Below are 20,348 nucleotides of genomic sequence, written 5' to 3'. Positions count from 1 at the left end.
CGGCGATAGCACCCTTAACACGTTCACTGGCGTTCAGTGTACAGAGAAGCGATGAACATGAGGTGAACGGAACCCTTTCTCAGAGAGAGCATGTTCATTATCCCGCCAACACATGTTGATGCTTTCTGAAACTGAGATGTTAACTGAACATGGTGAGTGGCGGGGGGGTTATTGTCTGCCGGATGGCAGCATGGAGGGCTTACCCGACCTACACTATCTTACGTAGGTCGGATTAGCACGGTGCCATCAGGTACAAGATTACTTCTTCACGCGTCCAGGGAATTTCATTTCGCTGTAGCGAACGAAATGAGTACCTTTCGTCAGCTTATAACCAAACCAGATAATCAGGAACAGCGGGATACCGATATAGGTTGCCATCACACCCCCCCAGTCAATGCTGTCCTTCAGGAACGCTTCGTAGTTCTGACCCAGAGTAATGATCAGGCACAGCACGAAGGCAAAGATCGGCCCCAGCGGGAAGAAACCAGAACGATACGGCAGATCCTTCACATCGTGTCCTTGCAGCACATAACCACGACGGAAACGATAATGGCTGATAGCAATCCCTAACCAGGCGATAAAACCCGTCATCCCGGAAGTATTCAGCAGCCACAGGTATACGGTCTGGTTACCAAACATTGAGGTCAGGAAGCACAGCCCCGCCACCACCGTAGTTGCATACAGTGCATTACGCGGCACACCACCTCGAGACAGTTTGGCGAAAATACGCGGCGCTTTACCGTCACAGGCCAGGGTGTAAAGCATACGCGTAGAAGCATACATCCCGGAGTTACCCGCAGACAGTACCGCCGTCAGGATAACCGCGTTCATTACCGCCGCCGCAGACAGCAGACCCGCGTGCTGGAATACCAGCGTGAACGGGCTAACGCTGATGTCTTTCACATCGTTACGCAGCAGGCTTGGATCGGTGTACGGAATGATCAGGCTGATAATCAAAATCGCGAACACATAGAACAGCAGGATTCGCCAGAACACCTGACGCACCGCGCGTGGAATATTCTTCTCAGGATCTTCCGATTCCCCTGCTGCGATACCGATAAGCTCAGTTCCCTGGAAGGAGAAGCCGACAATCATCGCCACGCCAATCATCGCGGCAAAACCACCGGCAAACGGCGCATCACCCGTCGTCCAGTTGCTCCAGCCTACCGGCTGAGCACCTTTGAAGATACCGACAATCATCATCACGCCAACCACGATGAAGATAATCACGGTGGTCACTTTGATCAGTGAGAACCAGTACTCCGCTTCGCCAAACCCGCGCACGGAAATGTAGTTCAGCAGGAAGATAACGCCGAGAAACAGTGCACTCCAGATCCAGCCTGGCGTGTCCGGGAACCACCAGCTCATTACCAGTTGCGCGGCCACCAGGTCAACGGCAATTGTCACCGCCCAGTTGTACCAGTAGTTCCAGCCCAGCGCGAAGCCGAAGCCTTCTTCTACATAGTTCTGACCGTAGGTAGAGAACGAACCGGAAACCGGCATATAGGCTGCCAGTTCACCGAGGCTGGTCATCAGAAAATACACCATCAGACCAATCAGAATATACGAGAACAACGCGCCGCCAGGACCCGCCGCAGAAATAGTTGCACCAGATGCAACGAAAAGACCTGTACCGATGGAGCCTCCGATGGCAATCATCGTCAGGTGACGCGCCTTCAGTTCACGACGTAGCGTGGGCGCTTCTGTGGTTTTAGTTTCGGAAACCATGTGAAAATGCTATCCATCCAAAAAATGAGGCGCGATTGTAGCAGACGAAACGGCTTTCTTCCGGCACAAATGCGCTGTTATAAGAGACCTTCATGACTGGCCGCGGATTATAAGTAAAGCAGAAAATGGGCGGAGCATGGCGGTGAAGACGAAACCGCCATTATGCATAGAGGTGATATTACGCCAGTGAGGGCGTTATTCGCCCTGCGCAACCTGGTCGCTGTAATGTAAAAAGCGCGTAATGGCGTTAGAGAGATGTTTTTGTCGATGATGAACGCGCCAGAGCGTGCGAACTAAACGCGGCAGCGGCACGGGAACTTCACTCAGCGTGCCCGCCTGTAACTGTTCTGCAATGACTCGACGCGACAAACAGCTGATACCGAGCCCATGGCGCACCGCATGCTTAATGGCCTCGGAGTTACCCAACTCCATCGCCATCTGGAATCTCGGCAGATGCGATAGCAACAGGTAATCTACCAGTTCACGCGTACCGGAACCTCGCTCACGTAAGATCCACGGCGAAGCAGCCAGTTGATCCAGCGTCACGGGGCCTTTTGTTAGCGGCGAAGACGGGGCGGCAAACACCACCAGTTCGTCCTCCAGCCATGGTTCAGAGATAATTTCGGTGCTGTGGCACGGCCCTTCGATCAACCCAATATCTACGCGAAAATCCAGGACAGCGTTAATCACATCCTGGCTGTTACCCACGCTCAGCTCCAGGGGTAAATCCGGGAAATCATGGCGATAACGGGCGATCATGGCGGGCAAAATATAGTTGCCAATGGTGCTGCTGGCATAGACGCGAATCGCGCCATTATCCTCACGAAAAAGCTGTTCGATTTCTATCGTTTGCTCAAGTAACGCCAACGCGCGCGGGTAGAGTAAGCGCCCGTGCTCATTGACCACCAACCGCTTGCCAACGCGATCAAACAGCTGTACGCCAAGCTGCCCTTCCAGATCGGTTAGCGCCGCACTCACCGCCGACTGCGACAGTGCCAGCATGACAGATGCCTGGGTTGTCGAGCCGCTTTTCAGTACCTCAGCAAACACTTCAAGTTGTCGCAGGGTGATATGCATAGTCGTTTTCCACCGGATATCCGTTACTTATACCCTAAATAATTCGAGTTGCAGGAAGGCGGCAAGAGAGAGCATCCCCGGGAGCGTACTTAAGTACGTGACTGGGGTGAACGAGCGCAGCCAACGCGCATGCAACTTGAAGTATGACGGGTATACCACTTATATAGATTAATTATAAATATATAATCAATTTTATTTTTAAACCACATCGCCGTACTCTTTTACCCAGATAAAGGAGAAGGATATGACAGAACTCACCTTACAGACTCATCGTCGTACAGCGTGGCATTTTATTCCGGGGCTTGCCCTGAGTGCAGTTATCACTGGGGTCGCCTTGTGGGGGGGATCCATTCCCGCCGTCGCTGGCGCCGGGTTCAGCGCCCTCACCTTAGCCATCTTGTTTGGGATGGTTATCGGCAACACCGTATATCCACAAATCTGGAAAAGCTGCGATGGCGGCGTCCTGTTTGCCAAACAACATTTATTACGCCTGGGGATAATCCTCTACGGTTTCCGCCTTACCTTCGCGCAAATTGCTGACGTCGGCGTCAGCGGTATCGTAATTGATGTGTTAACGCTCAGCAGCACCTTTATGATTGCCTGCTTCCTGGGGCAGAAAGTGTTTGGTCTGGACCGACACACCAGTTGGCTGATTGGCGCGGGGAGCAGCATTTGTGGTGCCGCCGCCGTGCTGGCAACTGAACCAGTGGTGAAAGCGGAAGCCAGTAAAGTGACGGTTGCCGTCGCCACCGTGGTCATCTTCGGTACTATCGCTATCTTCCTGTATCCGGCGATGTATCCGCTGTTGGCGCACTGGTTTAGTCCAGAAACCTACGGCATTTACATTGGCTCCACCATGCATGAGGTTGCGCAGGTTGTTGCCGCCGGACACGCCATTAACCCGGATGCTGAAAACGCCGCGGTGATTGCCAAAATGCTGCGCGTCATGATGCTGGCGCCGTTCCTCATCCTGTTGGCCGCACGAGTAAAACAACTGTCTCCGGCAACAGGTGGTGAGAAGAGCAAAATCACTATTCCATGGTTTGCCATCCTGTTCATTGTGGTGGCGATTTTTAACTCTTTCCACCTGCTGCCGCAGTCGGTAGTGAGTATGCTGGTGACGCTGGATACCGTGCTGCTGGCAATGGCAATGGCCGCACTGGGGCTAACCACTCACGTGAGCGCCCTGAAAAAAGCCGGTGCCAAACCGTTACTAATGGCGCTACTGCTGTTTGTCTGGTTGATTGTGGGTGGTGGTGCGATTAACGTCGCTATCCACGCGCTGATGGCATAAACGATCACGACTCACTTCCCTTAACCCGCTATACTCTCCCCTTTTGAGTATGGCGGGTTTAATTTATGAAATATATTGGAGCGCACGTAAGCGCCGCTGGCGGTCTGGCTAACGCCGCTATTCGGGCCGCAGAAATTGAAGCTACCGCATTCGCCCTGTTCACCAAAAATCAGCGTCAGTGGCGCGCCGCGCCGCTGACCACTGAAATCATTGATGATTTCAAGTCTGCTTGCGAGAAGTATCACTATACTTCCGCCCAGATCCTGCCTCACGACAGCTATCTGATTAACCTCGGTCACCCGGTCAGCGAGGCACTGGAAAAGTCACGCGATGCGTTTATCGATGAAATGCAGCGTTGTGAGCTGCTCGGTTTATCGCTGCTCAACTTTCATCCGGGCAGCCATTTGATGCAGATCCCGGAAGATGAATGTCTGGCGCGTATTGCTGAATCTATCAACATCGCCCTCGCTCAGACCCAGGGGGTTACGGCAGTTATCGAAAATACCGCCGGACAGGGCAGCAATCTCGGATTTAAGTTTGAGCACCTTGCCGCCATTATTGATGGTGTTGAAGATAAATCCCGTGTTGGCGTCTGTATTGATACCTGCCATGCTTTCGCTGCCGGTTACGATTTGCGTTCCGTCGAGGAATGCGAAAAGACGTTTGCGGAATTTGAACGTATTGTCGGTTTCAACTATCTACGCGGAATGCACCTGAACGACGCCAAGAGCACGTTTGGCAGTCGCGTTGACCGTCACCATAGCTTAGGTGAAGGGAATATTGGCCACGACGCTTTCCGTTGGATCATGCAGGATAGTCGTTTTGACGGCATTCCGCTGGTGCTGGAAACGATTAATCCGGATATCTGGGCAGAAGAGATTGCCTGGCTGAAAGCCCAGCAAACAGAACAAGCGGTGGCGTAATTATGAACGACAGGGAAAAGCAGATCCTTAAGATCCTGCGTCGCAATCCGTTGATTCAGCAGAATGAAATCGCCGATATTCTGCAGATAAGCCGTTCACGCGTCGCTGCGCATATTATGGATTTGATGCGTAAAGGCATGATCAAAGGTAAAGGTTATATCCTTACCGAACAGGATTATTGCGTGGTTGTCGGGGCTATCAACATGGATATTCGTGGTGTTGCAGACATCCACTATCCTCAGGCTGCTTCTAATCCTGGCAGCATTCACTGCTCGGCAGGCGGCGTAGGACGCAACATCGCCCACAACCTGGCGCTGCTGGGCCGTGACGTTCACTTAATTTCCGCTGTTGGCAGTGATTTCTATGGGGAAACATTGCTGGAACAAACGCGTCAGGCCGGTGTAAACGTTGCAAGTTGCATACGCCTGCATGGGCATAACACCTCAACCTACCTGTCGATCGCTAATCAGCAGGAAGAAACCGTACTGGCAATTAACGATACCCATATCCTGCAGCAATTAACGCCACAGTTGCTGAACGGGTCGCGAGATTTGATCCGCCATTCCGGTGTCGTACTGGCAGATTGCAATCTGACCGCCGAAGCCATTGAGTGGGTCTTTACGATTGCTGATGATATTCCCGTATTCATTGACACCGTTTCAGAGTTCAAAGCGGCAAAAATGAAGACATGGTTTAAGCGTATTCATACGCTTAAACCAACGCAGAAAGAGCTGGCGATTTTGTGGGGCCAACCTATCCATTCAGATGCCGATCGCATACTGGCCGTCAATAGTCTGCATCAGCAAGGTGTAAAACGGATCTTTGTCTGCCTGGAAGATGATTCCGTTTTTTGCAGCGAAAAGGACGGAGAACAGTTTTTACTGACACCTCCCGATCATACGATCGTAGACAGTTTTGGCGCCGATGACGCTTTTATGGCGGGATTGCTGTACAGCTTTCTGGAAGGTAGCGAGTTTCGTGAAAGCGCTCACTTTGCCATGGCCTGCGCGGCATTATCGCGAGCCAGCGTCAGCATCAACAACCCAACCCTCTCGGCAGATAACGCCTTATATTTGCTGCAAACAGCTTAAATGTAATGCCGGATAGCGCCACGCTTATCCGGCATTGCTCTCACTATGCTATACCGATAAAGAAACCCGCTATGGTGGCGCTCATCAGGTTTGACAACGTTGCTGCTGCCAGCGCGCGCATTCCAAGCTGCGCGATTTCCGGAGCTCGCTGTGGCGCTATCGCAGAAAATGCGCCGACAACAACACCAATCGAACCAAAGTTAGCGAACCCGCACAGCGCAAACGAAATAATCGCAATGGTCTTCACATCCAGTGTCCCGCCGGTTTGCAGATACGGCGAGAAGTTGAGATAGGCGACAAACTCGTTGATTGCCAGCTTCTGACCAATCAGGCTACCTGCCAGCGTCGCATCGCTCCAGTCCACGCCCATAATCCAAGCCAGCGGTGCAAGTAGCCAGCCGAAGATTCCTTCCAGGGTGGCGTGACCAAAACCAAACCAACCACCAATTCCGCCGATAATGCCGTTAATCAGCGCGATAATGGCAACAAATGCCATTACTACCGTCGCCACGCCTGCGGCAATTTTCAGCCCAGTCATCGCCCCGCTCGCCGCTGCTTCGATGATGCTTTTCGGCGGCGTTTCGGTAAATGAAAGGTTCTCAAAGGTGACGCGTGATTCTTCAGTTGCCGGACTCAGCATACGCGCGAACAAAATACCGCCAGGGATTGCCATCAACGATGCCGCCAGCAAATAGTCAATCGGAACGCCCATTCCAGCGTAACCAATCATCATTGAGCCAGCAATCGAGGCCATCCCGCTACAAATAGCGGTAAACAGCTCATTGCGATTCAGCCGGTCCATAAACGGTTTGACGATCGCCGGGATCTCGTTTTGCCCGAGGAAAATCGTCGTTACTGCGACAAATGACTCGATCTTACTGATGTTCAGCGCTTTCTGGAAAATACCGCCGAGGATGCGGATCAACAGCCCCATCACGCCAATGTAGTAGAGCAGGCTGATTAGGGCAGTCACAAAAATGATGGCCGGGAGCACCCGAAAGGCGAAGATAAACCCGGCGCCATCGAACAGCACATCCATTTTTGGCCCGACCAGGGAGCCAAAGATAAATGCGCTTCCCGCGTCACTATACGACATCACCTTGTGGACACCGAGCGCGGCCTGTTCCACCAGCCATTTCCCCGGCGGGAAATAGAGCATAATGCCGCCGATTGCAATTTGCAGTCCCAGCGCAGCTCCGACTGTGCGCAGACTAATACGTTTTTTATTTACTGACAGCAGAAACGCGATGGCCAGTAATACCACCATACCCACAACACTTCTCATTATATCCATAATGAAATTCCCTTCATGCCAGGAAACCCGGCGTTACCGCCAGGTTTTGGTAGGTTTGCTATCCGCGGGCGACCGCATTCTGCCCGGAAAATTTGGTCAGGCGAGGCGTTGATACTCCTTCGCAATTTCACAAGCCAGTACCGCGTTGTTGAACACCAGCTGAATATTTGATTTCAGGCTGTCACCACCGGTCAGCTCCGCAACGCGCGCCAGCAGGAACGGCGTACTCTCTTTGCCCACAACACCCTGCTCTTCCGCTTCTTTTACCGCCCGATCGATTGCCGCATTAATTTTCTCTTCAGCCATCGCAAACTGCTCTGGGATTGGGTTTGCAACAACCAGACCGCCATCGAGACCTGTCTGCCATTTCACCGCCATGGCACGGGCAATCTCTTTTGCGCTGTCCAAACGAATACTGACCTCAAACGGACTGGTTCGGCAGAAAAATGCCGGCAACGCGTTGGTCTGATATCCAATTAACGGCACGCCAAAGGTTTCTAAATATTCGGTCGTTAAACCTAGATCAAGAATAGATTTCGCGCCGGCACAAATTACCGTGACATTGGTATGCGCCAGTTCTTGCAGATCCGCGGAAATATCAAAGGTATGTTCAGCACCACGATGAACACCACCAATCCCGCCCGTTGCAAATACTTTAATTCCAGCCAGGGAGGCAATAATCATGGTTGAGGCAACTGTCGTCGCACCATTTTTTCCTGCAGCAACCACAAATGGTAAATCACGACGACTGACTTTAGTAACGCTATGTCCCTCTCTCCCAAGCAACTCAATTTCATCTTTGCTTAAACCAACTTTCATTACCCCGCCAATAATAGCAATGGTCGCAGGAACTGCCCCATGTTTACGAATAGTTTCTTCGACTTCAATAGCGGTCTGGGCATTCTGCGGAAATGGCATACCATGAGAAATAATGGTTGATTCGAGGGCAACAATCGGTTTTTTACCGTTTAATGCTTCCTGTACTTCTGGAGATATTTGTAATAATTCAGAGGAAAGAGTTAATTCAGACATTCTGTGTTCTCCACGATTGAGATAACATTCGCAACAGACAAATCAGGGTTATTGGTATATTCACAGGCTAACGCCATTGATGAACAACCCTGCGCAAATCGAACCGAATCAATAAAGGGCATGCCGTCTACCCAGCAGGAAGCCAGTCCCGCCATCATCGCATCGCCAGCCCCGGTAACATTAATGACGTGAGTTTTAATCGGCAGCGACCAACCGCAATCCCCCGCAATATCACTGTAATAAACTCCATCACCGCCCATACTGAGCACCAGGCGATTTAAGCCGCGGTCGTGAAACCAGGCGGCAACTTTGCCAACATCATCACGCCCGGAAAGCGCAATACCGCTCAGCGTTTCGGCTTCAAGCCGGTTAGGTTTGAGGGTGTGAATTTGTCCAAGCCGCTCACGAATTTTGACGCACTTCCATGCCGATACCGGGTCGACAAACACCGGAACATCTCCGGCATTTTCCAGTACCCATGCCAGGGCATCTTCGCTGATATTGCAATCGGCGACGATAACTTTCGCCTGCCGAATAAAATCATGCTGCTGCGATAAAAAACCCGGTGAAATATGTTCAGTGATACTCATATCATTAATGGCAACCAGCATTTCACCGGTGTTATCAAGCAGAGATAAATAACTCGATGTATTCTCTCCGGGAACGATAAGACACTTATCAACATGTACTCCGGATAGATTAGTTTGCGCCAATAACGATTGACCATAAAAATCATTACCAACCGCAGTCAGTAACCACGAATTTTTACCCAGCAGCGCGAGATTATGTGCAATGTTGCGTCCAACTCCGCCGGGGGTGAATTTTATCTTTCCTGGATTCGAATCCGCATAATTTAGAGAAGCATGCGAATACCCAGCAACATCCATATTGGCAGAGCCAATAGTTACTATGTATTCCTTTTCACGCATAGCACGTCCCCTGGCAATTATCTTGCCACTAATGAGTTCGTTAAGAATAACCACCGCCACACACAAAATTATTAGAGCATATGTTCAATATCGAACATGTGTTTATAGTAAGCAGGTTTTTGACAAAGTAAACCCATCTGCAAGATCTAAAACCAATAGATATGAACAGAATCACAATTTTTTATAGATACAGTTTGTAAGGGAGAGAGGAAATGAGAGGCAGTACACAAATTAAGCAGACTAAAAAGTATAACTCCGGCATAACCGGAGATTTTTCAGATGCGCCTGGCAAGCTGGCGCGTCTCAGGTAAGCGAAACCAGGTCCTCTGGCATATGGTTGTACAAAATACGCCAGAAATGTTCAGCCGTTTTATTCAATCGCGTGTCCATCCGGTAAATATAGGCCTGAATTGGCACCATCAGCTCAGGTGTCTCCAGACGCACCAGACGCTTATCGCGCAGCTCGTTGACAATCGACCACGCTGGTAGCCAAGCGATGCCATGCCCATCCAGCGCCATGTTTTTCAACAACTCACTCATCGAAGACATAAACAACGTACGTGCTGAAATGCCGCCTACTTCCGCCAACTGACGGTTTACCAATCTTCCCATGTAGGATGTGCTGGTATAGTTCAGAATCGGCGCCTGCGGCTGATAGATATCAAACAACGCGTTCCCCTGACCATCGGTGGCACAGACGGGATAAAGCTCAGACTCAAAAACCTTCAAGCCACAGAAAGGTGACTGCATTAAATCTTCATCACGAAACGAGATAATAAAATCACTTTTCCCCTCGCGCAGGGTATTCACCGCTTGCACCACATCAATCGCCTCGACGTGCCAGACAAATTCTTCCCCCCAGGCCGCCATTGAATGCACTAACCGGGGCAACATGGTCAGCGACAAAGAATGCGCTGCCGCGATTTTTATATTGGGTACCCCAAGCAGATTGTGACCACTGAGTTCGTCCAGATTACATTCCAGCTGTTGTAGCAGGCTACGCGTTTGCGAATGGAATAACTTACCCTCCTCCGTGAGTTGTAGCGGTGTCGTCGTGCGATCAAACAGCTGCACCCCCACGGCTGATTCGAGCGCTTTGATCCTCCGGCTAAATGCCGGCTGAGATATATTGCGCTCCTCCGCAGCCTGGGAAAAATGACGGCATGCCTCCAGCGTCAGAAAATCATATAACCATTTTGTCTCAATATTTTTCATACCTGTCACACGGATGTTTAAATATGTTGATGAGCCTAAAAACATCATGCCTGAAGAATTCCAGAGATGATATTGACGATCAGCCCACGATGATTCGTTTTTTGCATCAAACCTTCGTTTTTGACATTAACATGTCAGCGTCACCCTTCAGCCACAACCCTACTCTGCTTGCAGAACTTCAGGCTTGCCACGCTATCCTAACCCCATAGGATGGCGTAAAAAACTACAGTCATGCAGTTTTTGCATTAAGACAAACATTATTGCATTTCTCCTCGCAACGCTCTGCTGTTAAACATTAGGGCAAGACAAAACACAGCCTGAATATTATTTAACGGTGAAATGAGGTATATATCGTGAAAGGTTTAATTGGCGTTCTTGGTGGTATGGGACCTGCTGCAACCGTCGATCTATTTAATAAATTCGTCACATTTACCGCAGCGCAACGCGATCAGGAACATATCCCATTAATTATTTCATCTATTCCTGATATACCAGACCGAACTGACGCATTAATGCGTCATGGTAATTCCCCTCTTCCGGCCATGCGCGATTATATGCATAAACTCGAAGATGCTGGCGCAGAGTGTATTGTGATCCCGTGTAATACCGCCCACTTTTGGTTTAAAGAGTTAAAAGAATCCTGTCATACAGAGTTGCTCAGTATTGTGGAGACAACCCTGAGTGAGGTTAGAAACTGCGGAAAATCGCGCATCGGATTGCTTGCCACCAACGCCACGTTGTACATGGGTCTCTACCAAAAAGGGATAGAATCTCTGGGGTTAACCTGCGTCAGCCCTGATTCCTCCAGCCAGGAAAAAGTAATGGAAAGCATTTATTGCCTGAAAGCTGGCGATGTTAAGCAAGCACAAAAATTAATGAATGAACAGGCTGAAGCACTTTTCTCACGCGGCGCGGAAGTCATCGTTCTGGGATGTACTGAAGTTCCCGTAATCCTTGCTGAAGCTATCAAGAAATCACCAGCCAAATATATTGATTCAACCGGTTCGTTAGTTCGTGCCGGAATCAAGTGGTATGAAAAACGCGTTGGAAAAAGCCACCTGCTGGCGCAATAAAAAAACAACCATTTAATCATCACATTTAATAAAAGCCATTCTTATAGCAAATTATTATCTGGCGGAGGCCATTATGCTTTGGTTGGAAATTATCGTAGTATTGGGCGCAATATTTTTCGGTATCCGCCTCGGCGGAATTGGTATCGGTTTATGCGGTGGGCTGGGGCTGGCTATTTTAACCCTGGGATTTGATCTAAAAATTGGCTCACCGCCTGTGGACGTCATTCTTATTATTATGACGGTGGTTGTGGCGGCATCAGCGCTACAGGCAGCCGGAGGCATGGATTATCTGGTACGCATTGCCGGCAATTTTATGCGTCGTAATCCTAAATATATCAATGTCATTGCACCGATTATCACCTGGTCGATGACCATAATGGCGGGAACAGGTTTCATTGTATTTTCAACCCTGCCGGTGATTGCAGAAGTTGCGAAAGAGTCGGGTATCCGCCCTTCTCGTACGCTCGCTGGTTCCGTAGTGGCATCCCAGGTAGCGATATCCGGCTCGCCGATCAGCGCCGCAATGGCCGCAATGCTGACCATCATGGAAGGTAACGGCATCAGCTTTATCCAGGTTATGGCCGTATGTCTGCCAGCCTCGTTTGTTGCCGCGATGGTTGGCGCATTCATCGCTTCGCGCCAGGGATGTGAGCTTGAAGACGATGAGGTCTATCTGGAACGCCTGCAGAAAGGGCTGGTGCGTAAATACGAAGGGCAAAACAGTATCACGCCGGGTGCAAGGCTTTCCGTCGCCCTGTTTATGCTGGCCACGGTGCTCATCGTTATTCTTGCCGCATTCCCTCAGTTACGTCCGGGGTTTGACGCTGGCAACCCAATGAATACGCGGGATATCATTATTATCTGCATGCTGGCTGCCGCTTGCCTGATGGTGGTGCTGTGCAAAACATCTACAGATGCCATTGTCCTGACGTCCACTTTTCGCGCCGGGATGAGTTCGCTGGCAGTCATTCTCGGTATTGTTACGCTGGGAACCACATTCATTGACGCGCACTTAGCGGAGATTAAGGACATCGCGGGGAATATTCTGCAGGCCTACCCGATGCTGTTGGCTCTGGTGTTATTTGGCACCTGCGCGCTGCTCTATTCGCAGGGGGCCACCACGCCGTTGATTATCCCGCTTGCCGTCGCACTTGGCGTTCCCACCTGGGCTATTCTGGCTTCCTATGTGGCTGTGACCGGCGTATTTGTTCTACCAACGTACCCGACCTCACTGGCGGCGATGGAGTTCGACACCACCGGGACAACGCGCGTAGGTAAGTATGTCTTAAACCACCCGTTTATGTTGCCGGGACTGGGTGGGATAGTCGCTGGCGTTGCTTTTGGTTTCATCATCGCGCCAATGATTGCCTGAGCCGTCTTATTCAGGGGCGCGACAGAGATATCGCCCCTGAATGATTCTCTACTCATTTGCCCCGACTCACCACATCAATACCGTCTTACCTTTATCTATTTGCTTCACATCGCTGCTTTTAATCACGCGGTGATAGCCATAGGCGTCAGCATATTTTGTCAGTCCTGTCTCGGGGTCTTGCTCAGGCTTGCCTTGCGTCTCTATTGTTGAACCTGACGTTGTTGTCATCACCCAGGTAGTTGAACACCCCGTCAGCAGCAGCGTCGCGAGTGACAGAACAGCAAAAATGGGCGCTTTTTTCATATTCGATTTCCGTGACCAGTTTGATTTAAAGGCACTTTATCGAATTTGCTTAAGGCAGGATGGATTATTGTGGCGATGCTGCAACGGTAAGGGTTAATGCATAAAAAAAGGGCAGAGATTTCTCTGCCCTGGATTTCAGTTCTTAATCAGGCCGCCTTTGCCACAACCTCTGCTTCCGGGCGCTTCAGCACCGCGTAGGAGAGACCGGCGACCAGCGTACCGGCAATAATGGCCAGCAGATAGCCAACCACCGGCGTAATTGCGCCAGGGATTAACAGCACAAACAGACCGCCGTGTGGCGCCATCAGCTTCGCACCTACCGCCATGGAGAGAGCACCGGTAATCGCGCCGCCAACGATACAGCAAGGCAGAACGCGCATTGGGTCACGCGCGGCAAATGGGATTGCGCCTTCGGTGATAAAGCACAGACCCAGCACCAGCGCAGCTTTACCGCCCTCCTGCTGGGCTTTGTCGAACTTACGACGTGCAACCAGCGTTGCCAGACCCAGCGCCAGCGGAGGTACCATCCCCGCAGCCATAATGGCAGCCATCGGCGCATAAGTTTGCGTACTCAGCAGACCTACACCGAAAGCATACGCCGCTTTGTTAACCGGGCCGCCCATATCGGTACACATCATGCCGCCAAGAATCGCACCGAGCAGTACCGCATTCGCCGTACCCATGGTTTGCAGCCAGTGGGTCAGACCTTCCAGAATGCCCGCTACCGGTTTACCGATCAGGTAGATCATGGCCAGGCCCACCACCAGGCTTGAAAGCAGTGGAATGATCAGAATCGGTTTCAGCGCTTCCATGCTCTGCGGGAGTTTCAGCCTGGTACTAATGAGCTTCGCCACATAACCGGCAAGAAAACCGGCAATAATCCCGCCAATAAAGCCAGAACCAGTGCTCACTGCCAGCATACCGCCGATAAGACCTGGCGTCAGACCCGGACGGTCAGCAATGGAAAATGCAATATAACCCGCCAGAACCGGCACCATCAACGCAAAGGCTGAACCACCGCCAATCTGCATCAGCGCCGCCGCCAGCGTGCCCTGCTCTTTAAACGCTTCAATACCAAAGGCGAATGAGAGCGCAATACACAGACCGCCAGCAACCACCATCGGCAGCATATAAGACACACCCGTCAGCAGGTGACGATACGCGCCAGCGCTCTCTTTCTTACCTTCGGTTGCCGCAGACTGCGCCTTGCCGGTTGGCTGATACGGCGTAGCTTCTTCCAGCGCTTTGTCCAGCTCCTGCTTCGTTTTCTTCAGCGCCAGGCCAGTAGACGTGCGGTACATTGGTTTTCCGGCAAACTTGGCCAGATCAACTTCAATGTCAGCCGCCACAATCACCAGATCCGCTTGAGACACTTCTTCCGGGGTAATGGCATTGCCTGCCCCGACCGAGCCACGGGTTTCAACCTTCACCCACCAGCCACGTTTTTTCGCTTCTGTTTCAATAGCTTCAGCAGCCATAAACGTATGGGCAACGCCGGTCGGACACGCCGTCACCGCCACCACACGTTTTGGACCACTGCTGGCCACAGGCGCTGTCGCAACCGGGGCGCTGTAAGGTTTTGCATGGCCTTTCGCTTCGCTGAGGAAGAGTTCAGGATGCGCAACCGCACGACCGATATCGCCGAGCCAGACTTTTTTGCCGTTCAGCGAGCTGTCTGCAGGAAGCGTGTCGCCCAGAACAATCGCCAGTTCTGCATCATTCGGATTATCAATAATTTCCAGATGCGCTTTTTGCGCCGCCGCTCCAAGCAGGGTTTTCGCCATGTAAGCGCGAGCCTGGCCGAGATTAGCGTCAATAATCAGCAGCGTTTTCATTATGCCTCTCCTGCTGTCAGTTAAACGGTTTTAAGTCGACACGCGCCATCATTGCGGCCAACTGAGGACGATCGGTAATGCCCACGTTACTTTGGCTTACCGCCAGGGCGGCAACAGCCGTCGCCAGACGCAGGGTATGTTCGCTGGACTCACGCATCAGCAGGCCGTAAATCAGACCGCCAACCATTGAATCACCTGCGCCTACGGTGCTTACCACCTCAACTGACGGCGGTTTAGCAATCCACTCACCCGAAGCGTTAACCCACAGCGCGCCTTCCGCACCGAGTGAAATCACCACATGAGCAATACCCTGCTCGCGCAGCGCATGCGCCGCATCAATCACATCTTTCATTTCAGGCAGTTTACGACCCGCCCAGATTTCCAGTTCACGACGGTTTGGTTTCACCAGCCACGGCGCCGCCTTCAGACCTGCCACCAACGCTTCACGGCTACTATCAAAGATAATGCACGGACACTGACTGCGCAGACGCGTCATCCAGTCGGTGAAAGCTTCCGGGCTCACGCCGGTCGGCAAACTACCGCTAACGCACACCATGTCGAACTGGCCCAGCCAGCTCAGCGAATCGTTCACAAAGCGTTCCCAGTCAGCAGGGGTAACTTCAAAGCCAGAGAAATTGAAGTCGGTGACTTCACCGTCTTTTTCGGTCAGCTTGACGTTGATACGGGTACGCCCCTGTACAACCTGAAAACGGTTGGCAATGCCCAGTTCGCTGAACAACTGCTGAAAACCATCCTGGTTATCTTTACCCAGGAAACCGCCCACCGTGACATCGATACCTAAATCTTTCAGGACTTTAGCGACGTTAATCCCTTTTCCCGCCGCATGCAGGCCGGTGGTTTTCACCAGATTCACTTCGCCGCGTTCAATTTCCGGGCAGAAACCCACCAGGTCATAGGCCGGGTTAAGGGTGATAGTAGCAACACGTCTGCTCATTACGCGCCCTCCCCAAGACCTGCCGCGATGGCTTCGCCAATCGCTTTCAGCGCCTGTTCAGCATCCTCGCCCTGTGCGGTAAAGCGCAGGTGATGTCCTTTTTTCACGCCTAATGCCACAACTTTCATCAGACTGCGTCCATTTGCCGGTTTGCCGGTTCCATCGAGATTTGTCACGGTAATTTCACTGTTAAATTGTTTAATCGTATTCACCAGCATGGTGCCCGGACGGGCGTGCAAACCATGCTCATTGCGCACAACAAATTCGGCGCTCAGTACATCATCAGTTAAGGCGTCATCGCTGGTCAGCAGCGCCAGTACCGTTGCCGCATCCGCTTTCAACAAACGGTCAGCTTTATTGTTCAGCAGCAGATCGCTAAGGCGCTTCAGCACTGCAACCGGTTGATCGTCATTCATCGCGACGGTCACCAGCAGGGCTGCCGCTTCCCCTTGTACATCAAACGCCGTAGCTGCACGGCTGACCGCAACGGCGCTGCGCACGTTACCTTCAGCACCGTCATTCAGCCAGATCCCCTGACCGAGATTCATCGGCTGCTCATTGATGGCTCTGGCGACAAATGCGGCATCAACCGCACCAATTTCTTTCAGCCGCGCAGCGTTGAGCGCCTGCAGCGTCACCAGCGAGCTGGCAACGACGTCCAGCGACAGCGTTTCGTTATCAAGCTTTAATTGTTCGCTCTGCTTTTCGCCCATCAGCAACGCGCGTAGCTCTTCCGCCGTGGTCGCTGATTTCAGCTGTTCAGCAACGGAGTCATCACTCAACACATGCGTCAGCTGACGCAGTAAACCGAGGTGCTCATCAGAGCTGGCGGCAATACCTATCGCCACATACGCGACCTGCCCTTCGCCCCAGGTCACGCCCTGCGGGAACTGAAACACCTGCACACCGGTTTTCAGCACCCGATCGCGCGTGTCCGTCGTCCCGTGAGGAATAGCAATACCGTTGCCAAGAAACGTGGACGTTTGTTGTTCACGCGCCAGCATGCCATCGACGTAGCCTTCCGCAACGTTACCCGCCTGCACTAAGGCCGCGGCAACCTGGCGAATAGCCTCTTCTTTATTCCCGGCCTGTTCGCCCGGGTGAATATCCTGAACAGATAACTGGAACATGGTTCTCCTCTCCCGCTGAATTGAAACGATTCAGCCAACATGAGAAAAAAGGCGTCACCTGACTCCATCAGTTATGGCAAGATGACGCTGAAACGTTTCAAGAAGTCTTGATCTTTTTTCTTCAGCACACAAGTAAAGTTGACAAATTACTTGCTGAATTTAGAGATAACGCACATTTTCTCCTCGGGAGAGATAAAATTGCTGAAGCAAAAATGGCGTCAGCGTGACTGATTCAGCAACATCAGCAAACAGCATTCTTTGACTGAAATGCTATTTTGATTTTTGATGCCGATTTTGATTTGGCTACCTGTTTATTTTCTGGCAAGCAGCGTAAACTCCGCGTCTCTTCACATCATTGATATCAAAACATGCATAACACCCCCGTAGCCGCCACACCTAAGGCGTTCGATTTAACGTCTGCGGCGTTCCTGCTTGTCGCATTTCTGACGGGTATCGCCGGCGCTTTGCAGACACCAACGCTGAGTCTTTTTCTGACCGATGAAGTCCATGCCCGTCCCGGTATGGTCGGGTTCTTTTTTACCGGCAGCGCCGTAATCGGTATCCTGGTGAGTCAGTTTCTGGCCGGGCGATCGGATAAAAAAGGCGATCGCAAAAACCTGATTGTCTTCTGTTGTGTGCTGGGCATGCTGGCCTGCGTGCTGTTTGCCTGGAACCGCAACTATTTTATTTTGCTGTTTGTCGGCGTCTTCCTCAGCAGCTTTGGTTCGACCGCCAACCCGCAAATGTTTGCTCTCGCCCGCGAGCATGCCGACCGTACAGGCCGGGAAGCGGTCATGTTCAGCTCAATTTTACGTGCGCAGGTATCGCTGGCCTGGGTAATTGGCCCGCCGCTGGCCTACGCACTGGCAATGGGATTTAGCTTCACGGTGATGTACCTCAGCGCGGCGGTTGCTTTTATTGTCTGCGGCGCAATGGTTTGGCTGTTCTTACCGTCGATGAGTAAAAATGTGCCTCTCGCCACTGGCGTGGTGGAGGCGCCACGGCGAAATCGTCGTGACACGCTGCTCCTTTTTGTTATCTGCACATTAATGTGGGGGACCAATAGCCTCTATATCATTAATATGCCGCTGTTTATTATCAATGAACTGCATTTGCCGGAAAAACTGGCGGGTATCATGATGGGAACCGCTGCCGGGCTGGAAATCCCGACCATGTTGATTGCCGGATACTTTGCGAAGCGTCTGGGCAAGCGACTGTTGATGCGAATTGCCGTCGTCGCCGGCTTTTTCTTTTATGCTGGTATGCTGTTGGCCCACTCTCCGGCGGTATTGCTTGGTTTACAGCTACTGAACGCGATTTATATCGGCATCCTCGGCGGGATTGGCATGCTCTATTTCCAGGATTTGATGCCAGGACAAGCAGGTTCAGCCACGACCCTTTATACGAATACCATTCGCGTAGGCTGGATTATTGCCGGATCGTTGGCCGGTATTGCCGCTGAAATCTGGAATTATCACGCGGTGTTCTGGTTTGCGCTGGTGATGATCGTCGCCACCATCGTGTGCCTTGCGCGCATCAAAGATGTTTAAGGCGCGGTCAGCGATTCAAGCTCAATAAGATACAGCATGGCCTGGTGCGTCGTCTGTCCGCACATTTCCGCACTGGGCTGTAAACCAGCGCACACTTTTGGCCGCAGCGGCGAAGCGAAAATTTTACAGCGCAATGATTCATCCAACTGAACGCATGGCGTATTAGCGGGTTTGCCATCAGGCATACCGGGGATGGGACTGGAGATTGAAGGCGCGGTGCAGCATGCACCACAATCCGGACGGCATTCCATACAGTATTCTCTTTATCGTGAACCATCGGATTGGGCGAGAAGCGCACAGTAACACCTTTTTTGCACCAGCAAAAGCATCAATTCCACTTGCCTGAATGCCCCGGCGCGAGTAGTTTTACGCGATATTTTAGACACTCCTCACTACAGGATTTTTTCGATGCCAAGAGCGAACGAAATTAAAAAAGGTATGGTACTGAATTACAACGGCAAGCTGCTGATTGTAAAAGATATTGATATTCAATCGCCAACCGCACGTGGCGCCGCCACGCTGTACAAAATGCGTTTTTCTGATGTCCGTACCGGCCTGAAAGTTGAAGAGCGTTTCAAGGGCGATGATATCGTTGATACTGTCACCCTGAGCCGTCGTGGCGTTGATTTTTCCTACGTCGATGGCAATGAATATGTCTTTATGGATAAAGAAGACTATACCCCGTATACCTTCACCAAAGACCAGATTGAAGAAGAACTGTTGTTCATGCCGGAAGGCGGAATGCCGGACATGCAGGTTCTGACCTGGGACGGCCAACTGCTGGCGCTGGAACTGCCGCAAACGGTAGACCTGGAGATTGTTGAAACAGCGCCGGGCATTAAAGGGGCATCAGCAAGTGCGCGTAACAAACCTGCGACCCTGACTACCGGTCTGGTGATCCTGGTTCCTGAGTATCTGAGTGCGGGCGAAAAAATCCGTATTCATATCGAAGAACGTCGCTACATGGGCCGGGCAGACTAACTTTCTGCTCCCCGTTGACGAAAAGGGACAGCGCAGGCTGTAAGGCTTGTTAGTTTACAAAGATGAATGATCGTAACGATATCTGAGAGTGGAACAATCGGAGGTATTGAATCTTTTACCTCCGGCGTATTGTGACGTTCACCCTATGTTTATCACTTCTCTGAAACGATACTGTCTGTGAACGTGTTAAGGGTACTATCGCCGTACCCTTAACAATCCCGGCTCCCGGCGGGAAAATTGCCACTTCATGGTTCCCTCCGCTCATTCCTCCAGGCTTCCGGGCCGGGCGCGATGTAACGTCCCTGTAAAGCGCGCCCTGAACCCGCATCCCTGCGGGTTCTCCCGGCCTTACGGAAACACGTCGGCAATTTTCAGCCGGACCAGCCCACACCTGACCATTTGCGTTTTTTGTTTAAACAGCAAAACAGATTTAACTGGAAGTCAGAGCGTTGAAGCGATGACTCCGGTCCGGCTGAAAATCGATGAGGCGTTGACGGTTGACCGGGTCTGCCCGCAGGGAGGCGGGCAGAGGGGACGGCCTGCATGGACGCAGGCTCGGCCCCGAC

The 20,348-nt window shown here is 51.6% G+C and carries 19 protein-coding genes; 7 read left to right on the top strand and 12 right to left on the bottom strand.

The window, feature by feature from the left end:
* Nucleotides 1-258 precede the first annotated feature (258 nt).
* Both lysP and yieE read right to left on the bottom strand, forming a co-directional pair.
* Nucleotides 259-1,728 carry a lysine-specific permease gene (gene lysP, locus FDW96_RS11770; protein WP_042307301.1) on the bottom strand — a complete coding sequence of 490 codons (1,470 nt, stop codon included), beginning with the start codon at nucleotides 1,726-1,728 and terminating at the stop codon, nucleotides 259-261.
* A 195-nt stretch (nucleotides 1,729-1,923) separates the two neighbouring features.
* Nucleotides 1,924-2,805, bottom strand: coding sequence for a DNA-binding transcriptional regulator YeiE (gene yieE / locus FDW96_RS11765; protein ID WP_079223428.1), 882 nt, complete (start codon nucleotides 2,803-2,805; stop codon nucleotides 1,924-1,926).
* A 244-nt stretch (nucleotides 2,806-3,049) separates the two neighbouring features.
* Between yieE and FDW96_RS11760 the strand changes: the two genes are divergently transcribed.
* The 3 genes from FDW96_RS11760 (at nucleotide 3,050) to FDW96_RS11750 (ending at nucleotide 6,113) form a co-directional block, all read left to right on the top strand.
* A complete protein-coding gene (locus tag FDW96_RS11760; protein WP_042307297.1) occupies nucleotides 3,050-4,099 on the top strand; it encodes a YeiH family protein in 1,050 nt (349 codons plus the stop codon).
* A gap of 65 nt (nucleotides 4,100-4,164) precedes the next feature.
* Nucleotides 4,165-5,022: a deoxyribonuclease IV gene (gene nfo, locus FDW96_RS11755; protein ID WP_042307296.1), complete on the top strand. Its 858-nt coding sequence runs from the start codon at nucleotides 4,165-4,167 to the stop codon at nucleotides 5,020-5,022.
* 2 nt (nucleotides 5,023-5,024) lie between these two features.
* The gene (locus FDW96_RS11750) at nucleotides 5,025-6,113 is read left to right on the top strand and encodes a sugar kinase (RefSeq protein ID WP_061382074.1); all 1,089 of its coding nucleotides are present in this window, start codon (nucleotides 5,025-5,027) and stop codon (nucleotides 6,111-6,113) included.
* 43 nt (nucleotides 6,114-6,156) lie between these two features.
* Here the strand turns inward: FDW96_RS11750 and FDW96_RS11745 are convergent, their stop codons facing one another.
* The 4 genes from FDW96_RS11745 to hypT form a co-directional block, all read right to left on the bottom strand.
* Nucleotides 6,157-7,407, bottom strand: a complete 1,251-nt coding sequence (locus tag FDW96_RS11745) for a NupC/NupG family nucleoside CNT transporter (protein ID WP_137365737.1) — start codon at nucleotides 7,405-7,407, stop codon at nucleotides 6,157-6,159.
* A gap of 96 nt (nucleotides 7,408-7,503) precedes the next feature.
* Nucleotides 7,504-8,439 (bottom strand): pseudouridine-5'-phosphate glycosidase, encoded by a 936-nt coding sequence (locus FDW96_RS11740; RefSeq protein ID WP_042307290.1) that lies wholly within the window; start codon nucleotides 8,437-8,439, stop codon nucleotides 7,504-7,506.
* On the bottom strand, nucleotides 8,427-9,368 hold the full coding sequence (locus tag FDW96_RS11735) for a pseudouridine kinase (RefSeq protein WP_042307288.1): 942 nt from the start codon (nucleotides 9,366-9,368) through the stop codon (nucleotides 8,427-8,429). The genes FDW96_RS11740 and FDW96_RS11735 overlap by 13 nt, the downstream gene beginning before the upstream one ends.
* Before the next feature lie 303 nt (nucleotides 9,369-9,671).
* Nucleotides 9,672-10,583, bottom strand: coding sequence for a hypochlorite stress DNA-binding transcriptional regulator HypT (hypT, locus tag FDW96_RS11730; RefSeq protein WP_079226151.1), 912 nt, complete (start codon nucleotides 10,581-10,583; stop codon nucleotides 9,672-9,674).
* A 353-nt stretch (nucleotides 10,584-10,936) separates the two neighbouring features.
* On the opposite strand from hypT, the gene FDW96_RS11725 reads away from it, so the two are divergent.
* Complete coding sequence (locus FDW96_RS11725) at nucleotides 10,937-11,656, top strand: aspartate/glutamate racemase family protein (protein ID WP_042307286.1); 720 nt, start codon at nucleotides 10,937-10,939, stop codon at nucleotides 11,654-11,656.
* A gap of 73 nt (nucleotides 11,657-11,729) precedes the next feature.
* Nucleotides 11,730-13,028, top strand: coding sequence for an anaerobic C4-dicarboxylate transporter (locus FDW96_RS11720; protein WP_079223422.1), 1,299 nt, complete (start codon nucleotides 11,730-11,732; stop codon nucleotides 13,026-13,028).
* Between the two features lie 66 nt (nucleotides 13,029-13,094).
* Here FDW96_RS11720 and FDW96_RS11715 read toward each other — a convergent pair whose 3' ends face one another.
* The 4 genes from FDW96_RS11715 to fruB form a co-directional block, all read right to left on the bottom strand.
* Nucleotides 13,095-13,331 carry a YgdI/YgdR family lipoprotein gene (locus tag FDW96_RS11715; RefSeq protein ID WP_042307282.1) on the bottom strand — a complete coding sequence of 79 codons (237 nt, stop codon included), beginning with the start codon at nucleotides 13,329-13,331 and terminating at the stop codon, nucleotides 13,095-13,097.
* A gap of 146 nt (nucleotides 13,332-13,477) precedes the next feature.
* Nucleotides 13,478-15,166, bottom strand: a complete 1,689-nt coding sequence (fruA, locus tag FDW96_RS11710) for a PTS fructose transporter subunit IIBC (protein ID WP_042307280.1) — start codon at nucleotides 15,164-15,166, stop codon at nucleotides 13,478-13,480.
* 16 nt (nucleotides 15,167-15,182) lie between these two features.
* A complete protein-coding gene (gene fruK, locus FDW96_RS11705) occupies nucleotides 15,183-16,121 on the bottom strand; it encodes a 1-phosphofructokinase (protein WP_006683781.1) in 939 nt (312 codons plus the stop codon).
* The gene (gene fruB / locus FDW96_RS11700; protein WP_137365736.1) at nucleotides 16,121-17,251 is read right to left on the bottom strand and encodes a fused PTS fructose transporter subunit IIA/HPr protein; all 1,131 of its coding nucleotides are present in this window, start codon (nucleotides 17,249-17,251) and stop codon (nucleotides 16,121-16,123) included. The genes fruK and fruB overlap by 1 nt, the downstream gene beginning before the upstream one ends.
* 368 nt (nucleotides 17,252-17,619) lie before the next feature.
* Here fruB and setB point away from each other — a divergent pair, with 368 nt between their 5' ends.
* Nucleotides 17,620-18,801: a sugar efflux transporter SetB gene (gene setB, locus FDW96_RS11690; RefSeq protein WP_038642028.1), complete on the top strand. Its 1,182-nt coding sequence runs from the start codon at nucleotides 17,620-17,622 to the stop codon at nucleotides 18,799-18,801.
* Here setB and FDW96_RS11685 read toward each other — a convergent pair.
* Entirely contained in the window at nucleotides 18,798-19,052 is a 255-nt protein-coding gene (locus FDW96_RS11685; protein WP_137365735.1) for a YkgJ family cysteine cluster protein, read from the bottom strand. The two genes, setB and FDW96_RS11685, sit on opposite strands and share 4 nt — an antisense overlap.
* 157 nt (nucleotides 19,053-19,209) lie before the next feature.
* On the opposite strand from FDW96_RS11685, the gene yeiP reads away from it, so the two are divergent.
* Nucleotides 19,210-19,782, top strand: coding sequence for an elongation factor P-like protein YeiP (gene yeiP / locus FDW96_RS11680; protein WP_038642029.1), 573 nt, complete (start codon nucleotides 19,210-19,212; stop codon nucleotides 19,780-19,782).
* Between the two features lie 371 nt (nucleotides 19,783-20,153).
* On the opposite strand, the gene FDW96_RS25225 is transcribed toward yeiP, so the two are convergent.
* Nucleotides 20,154-20,348 (bottom strand): hypothetical protein (locus FDW96_RS25225; protein ID WP_137365734.1); only part of this gene is annotated, 195 nt, incomplete at its 5' end.

Source organism: Citrobacter sp. TBCS-15 (assembly GCF_005280815.1).
Lineage (GTDB): Bacteria > Pseudomonadota > Gammaproteobacteria > Enterobacterales > Enterobacteriaceae > Citrobacter > Citrobacter werkmanii.
This window is presented reverse-complemented; position numbering and strand designations above follow the sequence as displayed.